The 16,589-nt window shown below is 52.0% G+C and carries 10 protein-coding genes and 3 tRNA genes; 3 read left to right on the top strand and 10 right to left on the bottom strand.

What is annotated here, in order from left to right; translation table 11 throughout:
* Positions 1–154 precede the first annotated feature (154 nt).
* The 9 genes from rnr to B5F38_RS03695 all read right to left on the bottom strand — a co-directional run bounded on the left by rnr (position 155) and on the right by B5F38_RS03695 (position 8,739).
* A complete protein-coding gene (rnr, locus tag B5F38_RS03735) occupies positions 155–2,299 on the bottom strand; it encodes a ribonuclease R (protein WP_087407984.1) in 2,145 nt (714 codons plus the stop codon).
* Between the two features lie 255 nt (positions 2,300–2,554).
* Positions 2,555–2,824, bottom strand: a complete 270-nt coding sequence (locus tag B5F38_RS03730; RefSeq protein WP_087407983.1) for a hypothetical protein — start codon at positions 2,822–2,824, stop codon at positions 2,555–2,557.
* A gap of 130 nt (positions 2,825–2,954) precedes the next feature.
* Positions 2,955–4,910 (bottom strand): DNA topoisomerase (ATP-hydrolyzing) subunit B, encoded by a 1,956-nt coding sequence (gyrB, locus tag B5F38_RS03725; RefSeq protein WP_087407982.1) that lies wholly within the window; start codon positions 4,908–4,910, stop codon positions 2,955–2,957.
* Between the two features lie 270 nt (positions 4,911–5,180).
* Positions 5,181–5,252, bottom strand: a tRNA-Glu gene (locus B5F38_RS03720).
* 50 nt (positions 5,253–5,302) lie between these two features.
* Positions 5,303–5,554: a 30S ribosomal protein S20 gene (gene rpsT / locus B5F38_RS03715; RefSeq protein ID WP_008862907.1), complete on the bottom strand. Its 252-nt coding sequence runs from the start codon at positions 5,552–5,554 to the stop codon at positions 5,303–5,305.
* Positions 5,555–5,590: 36 nt separating this feature from the next.
* Positions 5,591–5,662 (bottom strand) — tRNA-Glu (locus B5F38_RS03710).
* A 230-nt stretch (positions 5,663–5,892) separates the two neighbouring features.
* Complete coding sequence (locus B5F38_RS03705; protein WP_087407981.1) at positions 5,893–7,068, bottom strand: aldo/keto reductase; 1,176 nt, start codon at positions 7,066–7,068, stop codon at positions 5,893–5,895.
* Positions 7,069–7,079: 11 nt separating this feature from the next.
* Positions 7,080–7,832: an SDR family oxidoreductase gene (locus B5F38_RS03700; protein ID WP_087407980.1), complete on the bottom strand. Its 753-nt coding sequence runs from the start codon at positions 7,830–7,832 to the stop codon at positions 7,080–7,082.
* A gap of 88 nt (positions 7,833–7,920) precedes the next feature.
* Positions 7,921–8,739 carry an AraC family transcriptional regulator gene (locus B5F38_RS03695; protein ID WP_087407979.1) on the bottom strand — a complete coding sequence of 273 codons (819 nt, stop codon included), beginning with the start codon at positions 8,737–8,739 and terminating at the stop codon, positions 7,921–7,923.
* Between the two features lie 167 nt (positions 8,740–8,906).
* On the opposite strand from B5F38_RS03695, the gene B5F38_RS03690 reads away from it, so the two are divergent.
* A complete protein-coding gene (locus B5F38_RS03690) occupies positions 8,907–9,632 on the top strand; it encodes a DNA repair protein RecO C-terminal domain-containing protein (protein ID WP_087407978.1) in 726 nt (241 codons plus the stop codon).
* A gap of 54 nt (positions 9,633–9,686) precedes the next feature.
* Positions 9,687–9,758 (top strand) — tRNA-Arg (locus B5F38_RS03685).
* Between the two features lie 157 nt (positions 9,759–9,915).
* Here the strand turns inward: B5F38_RS03685 and secDF are convergent.
* Positions 9,916–12,915: a protein translocase subunit SecDF gene (gene secDF / locus B5F38_RS03680; protein WP_087407977.1), complete on the bottom strand. Its 3,000-nt coding sequence runs from the start codon at positions 12,913–12,915 to the stop codon at positions 9,916–9,918.
* Between the two features lie 356 nt (positions 12,916–13,271).
* Between secDF and B5F38_RS03675 the strand changes: the two genes are divergently transcribed.
* Positions 13,272–16,394 (top strand): DUF2436 domain-containing protein, encoded by a 3,123-nt coding sequence (locus B5F38_RS03675; protein ID WP_087407976.1) that lies wholly within the window; start codon positions 13,272–13,274, stop codon positions 16,392–16,394.
* Positions 16,395–16,589: the final 195 nt, after the last annotated feature.

Raw genomic sequence — 16,589 nt, 5'->3', positions numbered from 1 at the left:
GCTCTGTACCGGCTTTCCACACAAAGATAACGCTAAAAAAAGAGTAAAAAAAGAATAACTCCCTTTTTACGACCTTTTTAAGAAATAAAACGGAGCCCGGCAGGGCGTAAACGCCTTGCCCGACTCCGTGAAAATTCGATTTCGCCCAACCCGGCTATTGCTGCTCGGCCAGCGCAAAGTCGAGCTGCTTGCGCTCGAGGTTGGCCCGAGCCACCTTGATGCGGATGGGATCGCCCAGCCGATAGATGCGGTGGGTACGGCGCCCCATGAGGCAGTAGTTCTTCTCGTCGAACTCGTAGTAATCGTCCTCGAGGTCGCGTATGGGTACCAGCCCCTCGCACTTGTTCTCGTTGATTTCGACATACAGTCCCCACTCGGTAATGCCCGAGATGACACCGTCGTACTCCTGTCCCAACCGCTCGCTCATGTACTCGACCTGCTTGTACTTGATCGAGGCACGCTCGGCACTGGCAGCGAGCTGTTCCATATCCGAAGCGTGTTCGCACTCATCCTCCAGCGCCTGCACATTCACGCTGCGGCCGCCGGCCATGTAGCGCTCGAGCAGCCGGTGTACCATCAGGTCGGGATACCGGCGTATGGGCGATGTAAAGTGGGTATAGTAGTCAAAAGCCAGTCCGTAGTGGCCGATATTGACTGTCGTATAGATGGCCTTGGCCATGGCCCGTATGGCAATGGTCTCTACCAGGTTCTCTTCGGGACGTCCCTGCACCTTGGCCAGCAGGCTGTTGATGCCTTTCGACAGGTCGCTCTTGCTGCCCTCGGTCTTGATTTTGTAGCCGAAGCGGGTGATGAAGGCAGCAAACGACGACATCTTGTCGGGGTCGGGCAGGTCGTGTACACGATAGACAAAGGCTTTGGGTTTGCGGCCATCCTTGGGCTTGCCCACAAACTCGGCCACCGTACGGTTGGCCAGCAACATGAACTCCTCGATGAGCTTGTTGGCCTCCTTCGATACCTTGAAGTAGACCCCTATGGGCTTGCCGTTCTCGTCGATGTCGAACTTCACCTCGTGACGGTCGAAGTTGATGGAGCCGTGCTCGAAACGCCGTTTGCGCAGTTTCTGAGCCAGGTCGTTCAACGTAAGTATCTCTTCCTTGTAATCACCCTCGCCGGTCTCGATGACGGCCTGTGCCTCTTCGTAGGCAAAGCGGCGGTTCGACCGAATGACGGTGCGGGCGATGTGCGACTTCTGTACCTCGGCCTCGTCGTTCAGCTCGAAGATGCACGAGAAGGTGAGCTTCTCTTCATCGGGGCGCAGCGAGCAGACGTCGTTGCACAACCGCTCGGGCAACATGGGTACCACACGGTCGACCAGATAGACCGACGTACCGCGGTGCTCGGCCTCCTTGTCGATGATGCTGCCGGGCTTCACATAGTAGCTCACATCGGCAATGTGCACGCCTACCTCCCAATGGCCGTTGTCGAGACGACGAATCGACAGGGCGTCGTCGAAGTCCTTGGCATCCTTGGGGTCGATGGTAAAGGTGGTCACCTCTCTGAAGTCCTCACGAGCGGCAATCTCCTCGGGCGTAATGGTGTCGGGTATCTTGTTGGCCGCCTTCTCCACAGCCTCGGGGTAGCGATAGGGCAACCCGAACTCGGCCAGGATAGCATGAATCTCGGTATTGTTCTCACCGGCCGGTCCCAGAATGTCGATAACCTCGCCATAGGGATTTCGTGCCCGGTCGGGCCACTCGGTGATGCGCACCACCGCCTTGTCGCCCGTCTTGCCCCCCTTGAGGGCATTCTTGGGAATGAATATGTCGTTGGCCAGCACCTTGTTGTCGGTAAGCAGGAAGGCAAAGTGCTTCTGCACCTCGAGTGTACCCACAAAGGTCTGCGGATTCTTTTCGATAATCTCGACCACTTCGCCCTCGGCATCGTGGCCCTTGCGCTTGGCATAGACCAGCACCCGCACCCGGTCGCCGTCCATGGCGTGCATCGAGTTGCGCTCGGCAATGAAAATCGACTCTTCGTCGTCGGTAATGACATGATTCTTACCGTTCGAACGACGTTCGAAACGGCCTACCACCTCGGTGCCCCGGCTGTTGGCCTTGTATTTGCCGGGCGAGACCTCGATCAGGAAGTTCTGCTCGGCCATGCCCTCGAGCAACTGGAACACCATCTGTTTCTGGGGCGTAGTCTTGGCCCCAACCCCATGAGCGACCTGTTTGTAATTAAACGCCCGCTTTCTGTCCTGATTGAAGAACTCGACCATCAAGGCCAGCATATCTTCCTTTTTGATTCGCTTGGAATCTTTTTTCTTCGTCTGTTTCATCTTATAGGGGTTTAATGTGGATATACAACAATCGTGAACGGCAGGAGTCGGATGGCGATAACGGCCTCACTCTCACGCAGGCCTTGCCGCCTCGTCTCCTATGACTATCCAAAGATAGCGAAAACGTCGGTAGAAACAAACTAAAACGGAACTTATTCTGGACTTTTGAGCGAAAAAACAGGTGTTATTTCACAACCGCCCGGCCACGTACCCCGCGGCACAGAGCGACACTCCCCCCGCTGTTGTTACATAAGCTCAAAAGACCTTGAGCAGCCCGAAGGCCATACCCAGATAGAGGAAGAGCGTGATGAACGACCAGGCGAAACGAGCCTTGACAAAAGGCTCGCCCGTCGACTTGCACCGCCTGGGATAGCGCAGAATACCCGCTACAGGTCCTACAAAACAGACGGCCATGGCCGCTTGCAACCAAGTGAGGTCGAAATAGACGCCGACCAAAAACAGCACAAAGATAAAAAAGGCTATCAGCTCCATGTAGCCGAGACTGTTCAACGCTTTCCGTTCCATAACACGACTCTCTTTTATTCTTCCCCGGCCCCGATGCAGCGCGGCATCGCCCGGGGAGTGTTACAACTCTATTTAAACCAAGTCAGCCCGATATTGAACAACCGGGCTGACTCGTATCTGGTTTCAGCAATTAAGCATCGATATTGGCATAGGTGGCATTCGACTCGATGAACTCGCGACGCGGACCTACATCCTCGCCCATCAGCATCGAGAAGATGCGGTCGGCCTCGGCGGCATTGTCGATAGTCACCTGCTTGAGGATACGGTTCTCGGGGTCCATGGTGGTCTCCCACAACTGGTGGGGGTTCATCTCACCCAAACCTTTGTAACGCTGCGTCTCCATCAACTGCTCGTTGCCGTCGCAGTATTTCACGCAGAACTGGTCTTTCTGCTGGTCGGTCCAGCAATACTCCTCGGCTTTGCCCCGCTTGCTCTTGCACTTGTAGAGCGGCGGCGTGGCCAGATAGACGTAGCCTTGCTCCAAGAGCGGACGCATGCGGCGGAAGAAGAAGGTGAGCAACAGGGTGGCAATGTGTGCGCCATCGACATCGGCATCGGTCATGATGATGATTTTGTGGTAGCGCAGCTTCTCGATGTTGGCCTGCTTCGAATCCTCGGCCGTACCGATGGTTACGCCCAGCGCCTTGAACATGTTGCTGATTTCCTGACTTTCGAATACCTTGTGGTCCATGGCCTTCTCGACATTCAGAATCTTACCGCGCAACGGCAGAATGGCCTGGAACATACGGTCGCGGCCCTGCTTGGCCGAACCACCGGCCGAGTCACCCTCGACGAGGAATATCTCACACTCCTCGGGGTTACGCGAAGAACAGTCGGCCAGCTTACCGGGCAGCCCGCCTCCCGAGAGGGGCGACTTGCGTTGTACCAGCTCACGAGCCTTGCGGGCGGCATGACGGGCCGTAGCAGCAATGATTACCTTCTCGACGATGGCCTTGGCCTGAGCAGGATGCTCTTCCAGATAGTTGGCCAGCGCCTCGCTCACGGCCGTATCGACAGCACCGATTACCTCGCTGTTACCCAGCTTGGTTTTGGTCTGACCCTCGAACTGAGGTTCCATCACCTTCACCGAGATAACGGCGGTAAGGCCTTCGCGGAAGTCGTCGCTGCTGATTTCGACCTTCACCTTGTCGAGCATCTTGGAATCCTCGGCATACTTTTTCAGCGTACGGGTCAAACCGCGGCGGAAACCGGTGAGGTGCGTACCGCCCTCGATGGTGTTGATATTGTTGACGTAGGAGTATACGTTCTCGTTGTAGGTGGTATTGTAGGTCATGGCCACTTCGACGGGGACACCCTGACGCTCGGTCGAGATGTGTATCACGTCGTCGATCAGGTGCTCCTTGTTGGAGTCGATGTAGCGCACAAACTCTTTCAAGCCCTCTTTCGAATAGAAAACATCTTTCCGGAACTCGCCGTTCTCGTTGACTGCCCGACGGTCGATCAGCGACAGCGTAATGCCGGCATTCAAGAAGGCCAGGTCGCGCAGGCGGTGTGCCAGAATATCGTAGTCGTAGACCGTAGTCGTGAAGATAGAGGCATCGGGGTGGAAGATAATCGTCGTACCCCGCTCGTCGGTTTCGCCAATCACCTCGACATCGTGCAGCGGTTTTCCACAGGCATACTCTTGCATATAGACCTTGCCGTCGCGGCGAATCTCGGCACGCAGATAGGTCGACAGGGCATTCACACACGAAACACCTACACCGTGCAGACCACCCGATACCTTGTAAGAACCCTTGTCGAATTTACCACCCGCATGAAGCACCGTGAGCACTACCTCGAGGGCCGACTTGTGTTCCTTCTCGTGCATGTCGACCGGGATACCACGACCGTTATCGACCACCTTTATCGAGTTATCTTCGTTGATATACACCTCGATGTGTGTAGCATAACCGGCCATAGCCTCGTCGATTGAGTTGTCGACTACCTCGTAGACCAGGTGATGCAAACCTTTGACGCCAATATCGCCAATATACATGGCCGGGCGCTTACGAACGGCCTCGAGCCCTTCGAGCACTTGAATACTATCGGCTGAATAAGTTTTGTTTTCTGTTCCTTCTGACATATTATCCGAATCTTTTTATTTGTATTGAGGTCTTTCCCTCCTCCGGTTTTCAGACCGGTACCTTACGGGAAAAACACCGTAGAAGCGGCTCGAAAAGCCGTCTCTCCACGAACAAACAAAAATAGAGAAAAAAGTTGGAATGACGAAATATCACGCCAAGAAATCGCACCCTTTCAGAGACAAACGCCACGGGTTTTACACATCGCCGGTCCTCCTCGACCGGCCGAATATAAAAAGAGTGCGGCAGCCGTTACTGTCGCACTCTTAAAGTAGCCCATAGGAGAATCGAACTCCTCTTTCAAGAATGAAAATCTTGCGTCCTAGCCGATAGACGAATGGGCCGTACCTATCACCGGCGGGGGTGTCCCTGCCGATTTTCAATCTCTACGAAATTACAATTTGTTGACGTGGAGAGCCAATTTCGATTTCAGGTTAGCGGCTTTGTTTTTGTGGATTACATTTTTCTTAGCCAGCTTGTCCAACATCGAGCTCACTTTTACATACAAAGCGGCGGCCTCTTCTTTTACAGTAGTAGCACGCAATTTACGAACGGCGTTACGAGCAGTTTTTGCGTAGTAACGGTTACGCAAATTTCTCACTTGTGTTTGTCTGATTCTTTTTTCCGACGATTTATGATTTGCCATCTCAATAGTCTCCTAATTATTTTATTTTTATATTCGTAGCCCATAGGAGAATCGAACTCCTCTTTCAAGAATGAAAATCTTGCGTCCTAGCCGATAGACGAATGGGCCCTTGATAAAAATGCGCCTTAGATGTAAAAAGTAAGGCGCCCTTTCCAAATGCGAGTGCAAATATAGAGCGGTTTTTTGAATTGGCAAAATTTTTCCCTAAAAATCTTTCATTTACCCCCTTTTACTACTCGATTTCGGGTCGCCCTCGCCCCTCGATATAACCCCTGTTCAACTCGATACGGGACGAGGGGACCTCTTGAAACCGATTATCGGGATATTGATTCACCGACTCAAAAACCTACCTGACGCTGTTGTTCGGCATTGTACCGGTCGCCCACGACGGGAATCTCGGCCACAGCCGCTTCGAGTGCCCGCCAGTCGGCTGCCGGCAACTCAAACGAGAGGGTTCGCAGGTTCTCCTCCAGATGCGACAGCTTCGTGGTGCCCGGGATAGGGACTATCCACGGGGCCTTTTGCAACAGCCAGCCCAGCGCCACCTGGGCCGAGGTCATACCCCGGGTGCGGCCGAACTCTTGCAGCACATTCACGATGCGCAGATTGGCTCTGATGGCTTCGGGCTGGAATCGTGGCAGCGTGGGACGGTTGTCGTTATTCGGGTCGAAGGCGGTATATTCGTTGATGCAACCACCCAGAAAGCCCCGGTTCAGCGGACTGTACGGCACAAAGCCGATGCCCAACTCCCGACAGGTGTCGAGTACGCCGTTCTCCTCGACAGCCCGGTGCATGAGGTGATATTCGCTCTGTATCGCCGTGAGCGGCTGCACGGCGTGAGCCTTGCGGATAGTCTCGGCACTCACCTCGCACAACCCCCAACAACGCACCTTGCCCTCGCGAATCAAATCGCCCAACGTGCCGGCTACCTCTTCGATGGGTACCTGCGGGTCGAATCGATGCTGGTAAAAGAGGGGGATGCAGTCGATGCGCAACCGACGCAGCGACTCCTCGCAATAACGACGAATCGTAGCCGGGCGGCTGTCTTGCCGACCGGTCGCTTTCCCGTCAATCACCTCGTGGCCGAACTTCGTCGTCACACAAATGCGGTCGCGAAAGGCGGCCAGCGCCTCGCCCGCCAACCGCTCATTGGTCAGCGGTCCGTAGATAATGGCCGTATCGAAGAGAGTTACCCCACGCTCCACAGCCTCATGCAGCAGAGCCATACACTCCCTTTTCCCGGGGTGCTGACTGCGATTATAGGTCATGCCCATCACCCCGAACCCGAGAGCCGATACCTCCAAGGCTGCCGCTCCGCTGCCCAATACCCGGCGGGTGGCAATCGTGGCTGCCTCCCCTACCGGTTGATCGGCCTGCGGTTTATCGACAGCCGGCGACTCCCCGGCCCAAACGCGTTCTATTCCCGAAGGCAGAGCCAGTGCGGCTCCGACCGCAGCCGCCCGCTTGAAAAAAGACCGGCGGCTTATTGCTCCTGTTCGATTCTCTTCTTTCATGTTTGCCTCTCTCAATGAATCGAAAATGCACCATCGACCAACAAAGCGTGGCCGTCTACAAAACTGGCATCGTCGGAGCACAGCCACAGCACAGCGTGGGCAATCTCGTCGGGACGCCCCATGCGGCCGGCCGGAATATCGCGCACCAGCTCTTGTTCCAAATCGGGATTTCGCCGAAGCAACTCTTCGGCCATCGGGGTTCGTATCACACCCGGGCACACGGCATTGATGCGTATTCCCTGGGCGGCATAGTCGATAGCGGCCGTACGTGTGAGACCGATGACCGCATGCTTGCAGGCTATGTAGGCAGCCTGCCCGGGGAAGCCCGTGACTCCGCCTTGCGACGAGGTGTTGACAATGGCACCACCGCCCTGCCTGAGCATCTGGCGTATCTCGTAACGCATGCAGTTCCATACCCCCTTCAGATCGACGGCCACCGTGCGGTCAAACTCCTCGTCGGTAATCTCGGCCATGGGCCGTTGCGGGGTCTGTATGCCGGCATTGTTGTGCGCGGCATCCAACCGGCCATAGGTGGCCACTATCCAACCTATCATCTCTTCTACAGCCTTCGTATCGGAGACATCACAGCGGTAGGGCACGGCCGCGTACCCCGCTTGCACCAGCCGGGCTGCCTGGTCTGTCGGCTCGTTAATATCGGCCATCACTACGGTAGCTCCAGCCCGGGCAAAAGCCTCGGCGCAAGCCAACCCTATACCGGTCGCTGCCCCGGTAACCAAAGCGACTTTTCCTTGCATAGTTTCCATACTTGTAGTTGATTGTTTATAAGGCAAAGATAAAGATTGAGCCTCGCAACGGGTTTGTTGCGGGGCTCAATCTACTTTACCCAGAAGCTCATTTTGCCGATGGCGGAACTCCGTAAACCTCTTTATAAGCTCGCGAGAAATGGGCCAGATTCTTGAACCCCACCTCGTAGCAAACATCGGTAATGCGATGGTGCCCGCTCTTGATCAGGTCGTGAGCGGCAGCCAGTCGCCGCCGGATAATCCACTTTTGGGGAGTAAGGTCGCTCACTTTGGCAAAATCGCGCTTGAACGTAGCGAGGCTACGCCCTGTATAACCGGCAATTTCGCTCAACGAAAGGTCGAACATGTAGTTCTCGTTGAGATAATCGAGAATATCGATCTTCCACGGCTCCACAAAATCGAACAACGAGGCGTACAGACTGCTGTCGGTATGCAACAACACATACACCCCTTCGACCATTTTCAGTTTCAGTATCTCCTCGGAGGGTTTCTCCCCCGATTCGAAATAGGGAATCACCGACTCGAACAACGAGCGCACATCGGCCCGGTCGCGTGGCAATATCCACAGACTCACTCTCTCCCGGCGACTCTCGGCAGGAATCTCCCTCGGGTCGAGCCGTTGCTGATAAAACTCCCGGAGAAATGCCTTCGAAAATTTCAAAGCAATCGAGTGATAAGGCTTGTCGCCTACAATGCGCTTTTGCAACCACATGCGGTTATCGCGCCGCATAAATGCACAATCGCCCGCACGCAGCACGGTACGTCGGCCCCGCTCCTCAATCTCCAGCTCACCCGAGCATAAATAGATGAGCGTATGATCTCGATTCTCGTGGGCACAACCCCGGTTATCGGTAAAATAACTCGCAATAAGCACATTCGAGTAATCAAAAACTTCCAACCGTTCCATACCTTTTTTTTACATGATAGTACAAATATAACCTCATATTCCAGAGCCCCCTTTGCTGTGAGGCTCTTTTATCATTTTCCCACTTAAAACTCTTGTTAAAACAGTCGCTTAGAGGCTCTTCCCTTTTGCTCAAAAAAAGTTATTTTTGCACTAAACTTATTACTCGAATGCTCGAAAAAACCTTAGGTATCGTTCTGCATATTATCCCCTACAACGACAAGGTAGCGGTGGCTCACCTCTACACCCGGGAATATGGACGCATGGCGTTCCTCTTCCCTCAGGGCAACGGCCGGAAAGCCCGCATGTACCGCCCGCTCTTCATGCCTTTCTCGATTCTCGAACTCGACATCGACCATCGCAACACCCGCGAGTTGCAAAAGATTGTCGAGGCCCGCACCATGCTCCCCCTGCAAAACATCTATACCGACCCGGTGAAGAATGCCGAGACGCTGTTCCTGGCCGAGATGCTGGGCCAGACCCTCAAGATGCCCGAGCCCAACCCGCAGCTCTTCGCCTTCATTGCCCAGGCTATCCAGGTGCTCAATCTCATCGACGAGGGCAAAGCCAACTTTCACCTCTGCTTCCTGCTGCAACTGTGCGGATTTCTCGGCTTCAGTCCCAACATGGAGAGCTACCACCCGGGCTACTACTTCGACATGCTCAACGGCATATTCACCCCCAGCCGCCCGCTACATGCCTATACGCTCGAGCCCCGCGAGGCCGAAATTTTCGCGCAGCTCACCCGCATGGACTTCAACAACCTGCGCTACTTCCGCTTCAACCGGGGCGAACGCAACGCCGTGCTCGACCGCATACTCACCTACTACCGCCTGCACCAGCCCGGCATCGACGAGCTGCACTCGCCCGAAATATTGAAAGCCCTCTTCGACTAATCGGCCCAAAGGGTTGACGGATATAAATTTTTATACTACTTTTGTCGGCTGAATGCCCTTGTAGTTCAACGGATAGAACGGAAGTTTCCTAAACTTTAAATCCGAGTTCGATTCTCGGCGGGGGTACAAAAGGGGCTGAACCGGATACACTTCTCGGTTCAGCCCCTTTTGTTGTGACTGCCAGCCCCGGCCCCTGCCACAGACAATGACTTGCCACCCAAGGTGACAAAAAAAAGGAATCCGAAAACTCGGATCCCTTTTTTCTTATGCTTAAGCGCCTGCTTTATTTGGCAGCGGCAGCCTCTTTGGCGGCCTTCTTGGCAATGCTGCGGCGTTGGATTTCGTAAGCGATGGGCGTAGCCACGAACAAGGTCGAGAACGTACCGATGATTACACCGAACAGCATGGCAAATGCAAAGCTACGAACCGACTCAGCACCCAACAAGAGGATACACAGCAGCACGATAATCGTACTTTGTCCCGTATTGATTGTACGAGGCAACGTACTGTTCAAGGCGCTATTAATCGACGTTACCAAATCGCGCTTGGGATAGAGCGTTTTTTCCTCGCGAATACGGTCGAAGATTACCACCGTATCGTTCACCGAGTAACCGATAACCGTCAATACCGCAGCGACAAAGTTCTGATCGATTTCCATCGAGAAGGGCAAAACTCCATAAAGCAGCGAGTACAAGCCCACTACCGAGAAAGTGGTAAAGGCTACCGAAACCAGCGTACCCGCACTGAACGCGATGTTGCGGAATCGGAGCAAGATATACAGAGCCATCGCAATCAACGAGAAAAAGACTGCCCAATAGGCTCCCACCTTAATATCGTCGGCAATAGTCGGGCCTACCTTCTGGCGGCTCTGAATCATATTCTTGGAAAACTCTTCATAGGTAGTATCGCCCAGCAGGCTCTTCATTCCCTCGTAGAGTTTTGTTTCGATTTCACGGTCAACCTCCTCGCCGTTATCGGCAATACGGTAATTGGTCGAGATACGCACTTGATTGCTGCTCGTGATGGTGATTACCGACAACGAATGTCCTTCGAACGAAGGCTCAAGCATATTTTCGATTTCGAGCGGGCTTACCGGTTGTTCAAATCGAACCACATAGTTACGGCCTCCCGAGAAATCGATACCTTGATTCATTCCACGAGTGAAGAACGAAACGACAAACACGGCTATTACGGCCAGAATGCAGATATAACCTATCTTGCGCAACCCTACGAAATTGATGTGGGTATCGGTGAGGAAATTACGCGAAATAGCCGTAGTGAAAGTCATATTATTGAATTTCCCGCGGTTCAGACCAGCCTCGAAAATGAGACGGGTGATAAAGATAGCCGTAAAGAACGAAGTAGCGATACCGATAATCAAGGTTGTGGCAAAGCCCAAGATGGGACCCGTTCCATAAATCAGCAGAATCACACCCGTGATGATAGAGGTCAAGTTCGAGTCGAAGATTGCCGAGAATGCATTCTTGTAACCATCGGCAACCGCCGATTTCATATTCTTACCCGCACGCAATTCTTCTTTGGTACGCTCGAAAATCAGCACGTTGGCATCGACCGCCATAGCCAAAGACAACACGATACCGGCAATACCCGAAAGGGTGAGCACGGCTTGCAGCGAGGCAAGAATACCCACAGTGAAGAAAAGGTTGCATATCACACCGAAGCTGGCAATAAGGCCCGGCGTCCAGCCGTACATGATAATCAAATAGGCCATCAGCAGCACCAAAGCGACCAAGAACGAAATCAATCCGTTTTGAATAGCCTCCTGGCCCAGCGAAGGACCGATGATGTCTTCTTGTACAATCGTTACAGAAGCTGCCATCTTACCCGATTTGAGCACATTGGCCAAGTCTTTGGCCTCTTCGGGCGAGAATCCGCCCGTAATCTCCGAGCTACCACCCGTGATGGCACCATGTACATTGGGGAACGAATATACTTGATTGTCGAGCACGATAGCGATGGCGTTGCCGATGTTGTCGCGGGTCAGTTTCTCCCACGTCTTGGCACCCTCGGCATTCATGGTCATGCTCACTACCGAGCCTTTAATCTTGTCGAAATCGTCGCGAGCATCGGTAATCACGTCGCCGCCCAGAGGAGCTTTTCCTCCTTTACCGGCTTTAAGGGCAACGAGTTCATACATGGTTTGTTTCTCGTCGATGGGTTTCACCGTCCAGCGCAGGATAAGGTCGCTGGGCAGGATGTCGCGGGCAATCTTGCTCGACAACATGCTGTTTACGGCAGCCGTATCGTTTTTGTTCACAATACCGATTACCGGCGAACCGCCGTAGGCTTGTGTATAGTTCATCAGCGAAAGCAACGGATTCTGTTTGCGGAAACGAGCCATCATTTCGGCATCCGACTCCTCTTTCTGCAGTTTGGCTTTCAGCGACTGAGCGGTGCTGTCGCCCGTAGCGGCAGCGGCAGTAGCCGTCGTGTCGGTTGCAGCCGGTGCAGGTTCGGTAACGGGAGCCTCGGCAGCTACCGAGTCGGTAGCCTGGCCGGCATTGGCAGCAGCCAGAGCGTTGTTTACAGCATCGAGTTTGGCAATGAGCTGGTCGAGCTTATAAGTTTCCCAAAACTCGAGGTTTGCGCTACCTTGCAACAGTTTTCTTACACGTTCGGGCTCTTTGATACCCGGCAATTCTATCGAGATAAGACCGTCTTTCTCCAACTTTTGGATATTGGGAGCAACCACACCGAAGCCGTCGATACGCGTGCGCAATACATTATACGAGTTGTCTACCGCACTGTTCAATTCGTTGCGCAAAACGGCTATTACCTCTTCGTTGGTCGACTTCGGCGTAATCTTGTCTTTCAACTGGAAGGTGCTGAAGATAGCCGAGAGGCGCACATTGGGATCGATTTTTCTGTATTCGTCGTAGAACGAAGCGATAAAATCGTTGTTCCCGGCTTGTGCAGCCTGTGCGGCAGCAATAGCCGCATTGAAATTGGGGTCGGGGTTGTTATTCGACAACGATTTGAGCACATCGGCCACCGAAATTTGCAGCATTACATTCATACCGCCTTTCAAGTCGAGGCCCAAACCTATTTCCATTTCACGGCATTGCTGATACGTATAATACCACCAATACACCTTTTCCGTAGAGATAGAGTCGATATAATGTTTATACTTCGCCTCATCGCCGGCGGCATACTCTTTCGCTTTGTTGTTGTAAACAGCGGTTACAACCGAAAACGAAATGTAGAACAAGCAGATAAGTGTAAGCAAAACCGCAATGACTCTAATAAATCCTTTGTTTTGCATGTGATTAGTACTTTATTTTTTGTTTTAATTGATTTTCGTATTTTTATCAAGGTGCAAAGATATATTATTTTTTCACAGATGCCCAAAATTATTCGATTTATTTATTATTAGCATCTTTGTCGCCTATTCATCACGACCGCCCCACTCATACGACAACTCCACTCCGACGGTTCTGAGCAAGCGCTCGATTATTAATATAACTAAAAGTTTGTATTTTTTAAACCTTCGTAGATATTACTATACTCTGTTTATAAATATTTTTATACATTCATCACTTAATCCCGAAAAAACAGAATCCAATACAGCTTTATAATACTCTCTAATAAAACCGTTTGTTCAATTTAATTATTTAACTTATGAAACACTCATGTTTACTTTTGACGGCTATGATGCTGTTGGCTTTTCCCAGCAGGGCTGATAATCTTGAGTCCGAAGAGAAAGCCGAAATCGTGCTATCCGTAACCAAGGAAGACATCATAGGGAACGGAACAGGTTACCAGATGTTGCTCGACGGCAGCCACTCGACGTACGGCGATATCATCTTGCCCAACCTGCAAATATTGGCAGGAGAGTATGGCGATATATCCTCAGAGATTTATGATTTATTTAATTACAAAATACCGGAAAATGCCGACGGAGCATTGTCCACATCGAATGTACTGCGGGGTACCCGGCAAAGCATTTTTGTGGAACCGGGTATATATGATTTCTGCATAACGAACCCGACCCCGGGCATGTGGGTGGCCATTGCCAATGGCAAGTTCGGGAGATTCGACAATTATGAGTTCCGTGCCGGATATACCTATCTGTTCGAAGTAAAACTGAACGGCTTGATCGACGTCGTCGAGCATCACCCCCATTTCGATTTGGCGGTAGACCAAATCAATGTTTCCGGCCTCTCGGGCAGCGAAGAGACCCTCTCCATGAGCTTGTCAAACACCGGTCAGCAAAGTATGGCCGAAGAAGTCAGTTTTTACTATTCAATCAATGATGGCAAAACCGTGACCGAGCAGTTCGACATCAATCTCCGGCCCGGCGAAAGCACAACATACAATTTCTCGACAAAATGCGATTTGTCTGCTTTGGGCACATACAAGATAAAGGCATGGATAGCTTGTGCTTCGGACTGTATCCATTACAACGACACTCTGGCTTCTGCTTTCGAGCACAAAGACATCATAGAATTGCCGTTTACCGACGGATTCAACTCTGAAAGCTCTTTCCAACGCTGGACCATATTGAACGTAAACAACGACGATAAGACATGGGAATACAACAACCTGCTCGACGATGCCAACGGTGGAACAGGTATCGCCCTTTATCTGTACTCCTGGGAAAACCCGGCTAACGATTACATGATTACTCCTCCGATACAAATCGAGCAAGGACAAATCAATGTCTCGTTCGATTACATGACATCGACTATTTCGGCCGAAAATTTCGAGTTGATGTACGGGACGAGCAGTGACCCGACGACCATGACAGTTATCGAACAGTACACCGACGTGAAAGTCGATACCTGGCAGAAGGCCTTCAATACAGTCGATATACCCGAGGATGGCACCTATTATTTCGCCCTCCATGCTTTCTCAGAGAAAAACAGATACCGCATTCAGATAGACAATTTCAGCATTGAACAAGGCGCTTTCAGCGGTCAACCCGATTTGACCCTCACAAACGTCATCTTACCCGTATCGGGTTGTGATTTGTCTGCGGAATCTCCAGTGAAATTCACCGTAAAGAACGAGGGCACCAATCAAACCGAAAAACTCTATTACAGCTACCAATTACGCGGGAACGATGGAGAAGGAGTTTGGGTGAACGAAGAACAAGACATCGTCTTGGACCCCAACGAGGAGACCGAAATCACATTCGCACAAACTGTCGACCTGTCGGCCCTTGGCTGGCATTACGTGGAAGTGCGGGTTTCGTATGACGGAGAAGAGTATGAATCTGCACAAGATTCGGTGCGCAATTTCGAGCCGATCACGTCCCTCCCGTTTGTTTCCGATTTTACGAGAAGCAGCGGCAATCATGGCGATTGGATATCCGGCGAAAAGGGAGGCTGGGCAGTCAACGTCATCTACGACGGCCATGGCTCGTACAACTGCGAGAAAGTGAACGTGCCGCTCATCTCTCGATGCCTGACATTGGACAAAGGCCAATACCGCATGATATTGGAATACTATATGGGCGGAAGCGCCGAAGAGGGCGACAGTGACGATTTCGATGTATTATTGGCTCAATCGGGAGAAGACATGGACAAGGCAAAAATCCTGAGATCTTTCACCAACGTCACTACAAAAGAAGGTCTCGACACGATACCATTCACCATCGAAGAATCCGGCCATTTTGTTCTCGCCGTGAAATCGACGAAACTCTCCTACCTGAATCTCACCAGCATACGGGTAGAGACAATGAAAGGGCACGACTTGGCTATCGAAACCTTCGCTCCGGACGTATACCACATGATGCCTGTGAACCAGTTCAACGCCCCGCGCGAATTTCAAGCGACAGTGCGCAACAAAGGGAACCTCGCATCAGAGAAATTTGACTTTGTGATAACCGTCGGCGATGAAGAGGTAGCAAGAAAAACCGTGGAAGAACCTGTACAACCCAACGCAATACTGAATATCACGACCAAAGCCACTATCGACAATGTGCCTGTGGGAACCGCAAAAATCACAGCATCGATAGACTATGCCGCCGATGAGAGCCCAAATGACAACATCGCATCGGTCGACGTTCTTGTTTCCGACTCGACCTTTGCCACGGATATCGAAGAGCACGAAATTTTCACCAACGGTGTGGCCGGTACCTCGGAGATGACATACGGCAATTTGTTCTATATCTCGCAAACCGACACCCTCACCTCGATTACCGTAGGATTGGGCGGGAAAGGCGTTGCCGACCATGAATGCGATTTCGAACTGAGCGTTTACAAAGAGAACGAGCTTCAAGTAGAACTGGTGAAAACGGTTTCTTGCCACATGAGCCTCGACAGGGTAGGAGAACCCTGCTCTTATCCTTTCCCCGCAACCGAACTGGAAGCCGGCAGTTATTATTTCGAAATCCACCAGCTGAATGGAGATGACCTCGTATATGTAGCTTTCGACAACGAGGAAACAGGATATTTCTACTACAACCACGAAGGCCTATTAATCAAAGTCGACGACTACGGCAACATTCATCTGCGCCCGAATTTCGGCGAGACACGACCCGTATCGGGAATCAACGAAATAGACGGCAAAGCAGCTGTTTATTGTGTATCCGAAGCCGGAGCGACAACAGTATTCTCGACCGAGATGATAGCCGAGGTTTCGGTTTACGACATCTCCGGCAGACTGCTTCATCACCGGAATGTGGGAGCGAACGAATATCGCATAGAGAATACCGGATTGGCCGAAGGCCTGAATGTGTGGGTTGTAAAGACCTCAAACGGCAAACAATATGAAATAAAGACCCTGCTGCGTAAATAAGGCTCCCGAAGATACCGGCGGCGCCCGGCAGTAAAACGCCTTATCCAAAACAAAGGGCTTAGCGAGTTGTATACTGCAACGAGAGAACTTTTAATCGTTCTTTTGTTGCAGTATTTTTTGTCGGGTAGGGCATGAGAGAAGATTGAAGCCGCCCTACTGATTTTCCACGGTGCCGGCACAACTCCGGGAAGACAA

Source organism: Barnesiella sp. An22, from assembly GCF_002159975.1.
Classification (GTDB): Bacteria; Bacteroidota; Bacteroidia; order Bacteroidales; family Barnesiellaceae; genus Barnesiella; species Barnesiella merdigallinarum.
Note: the sequence above shows the minus strand (reverse complement) of the source record. Positions and strands in the feature narration are given on the sequence as shown.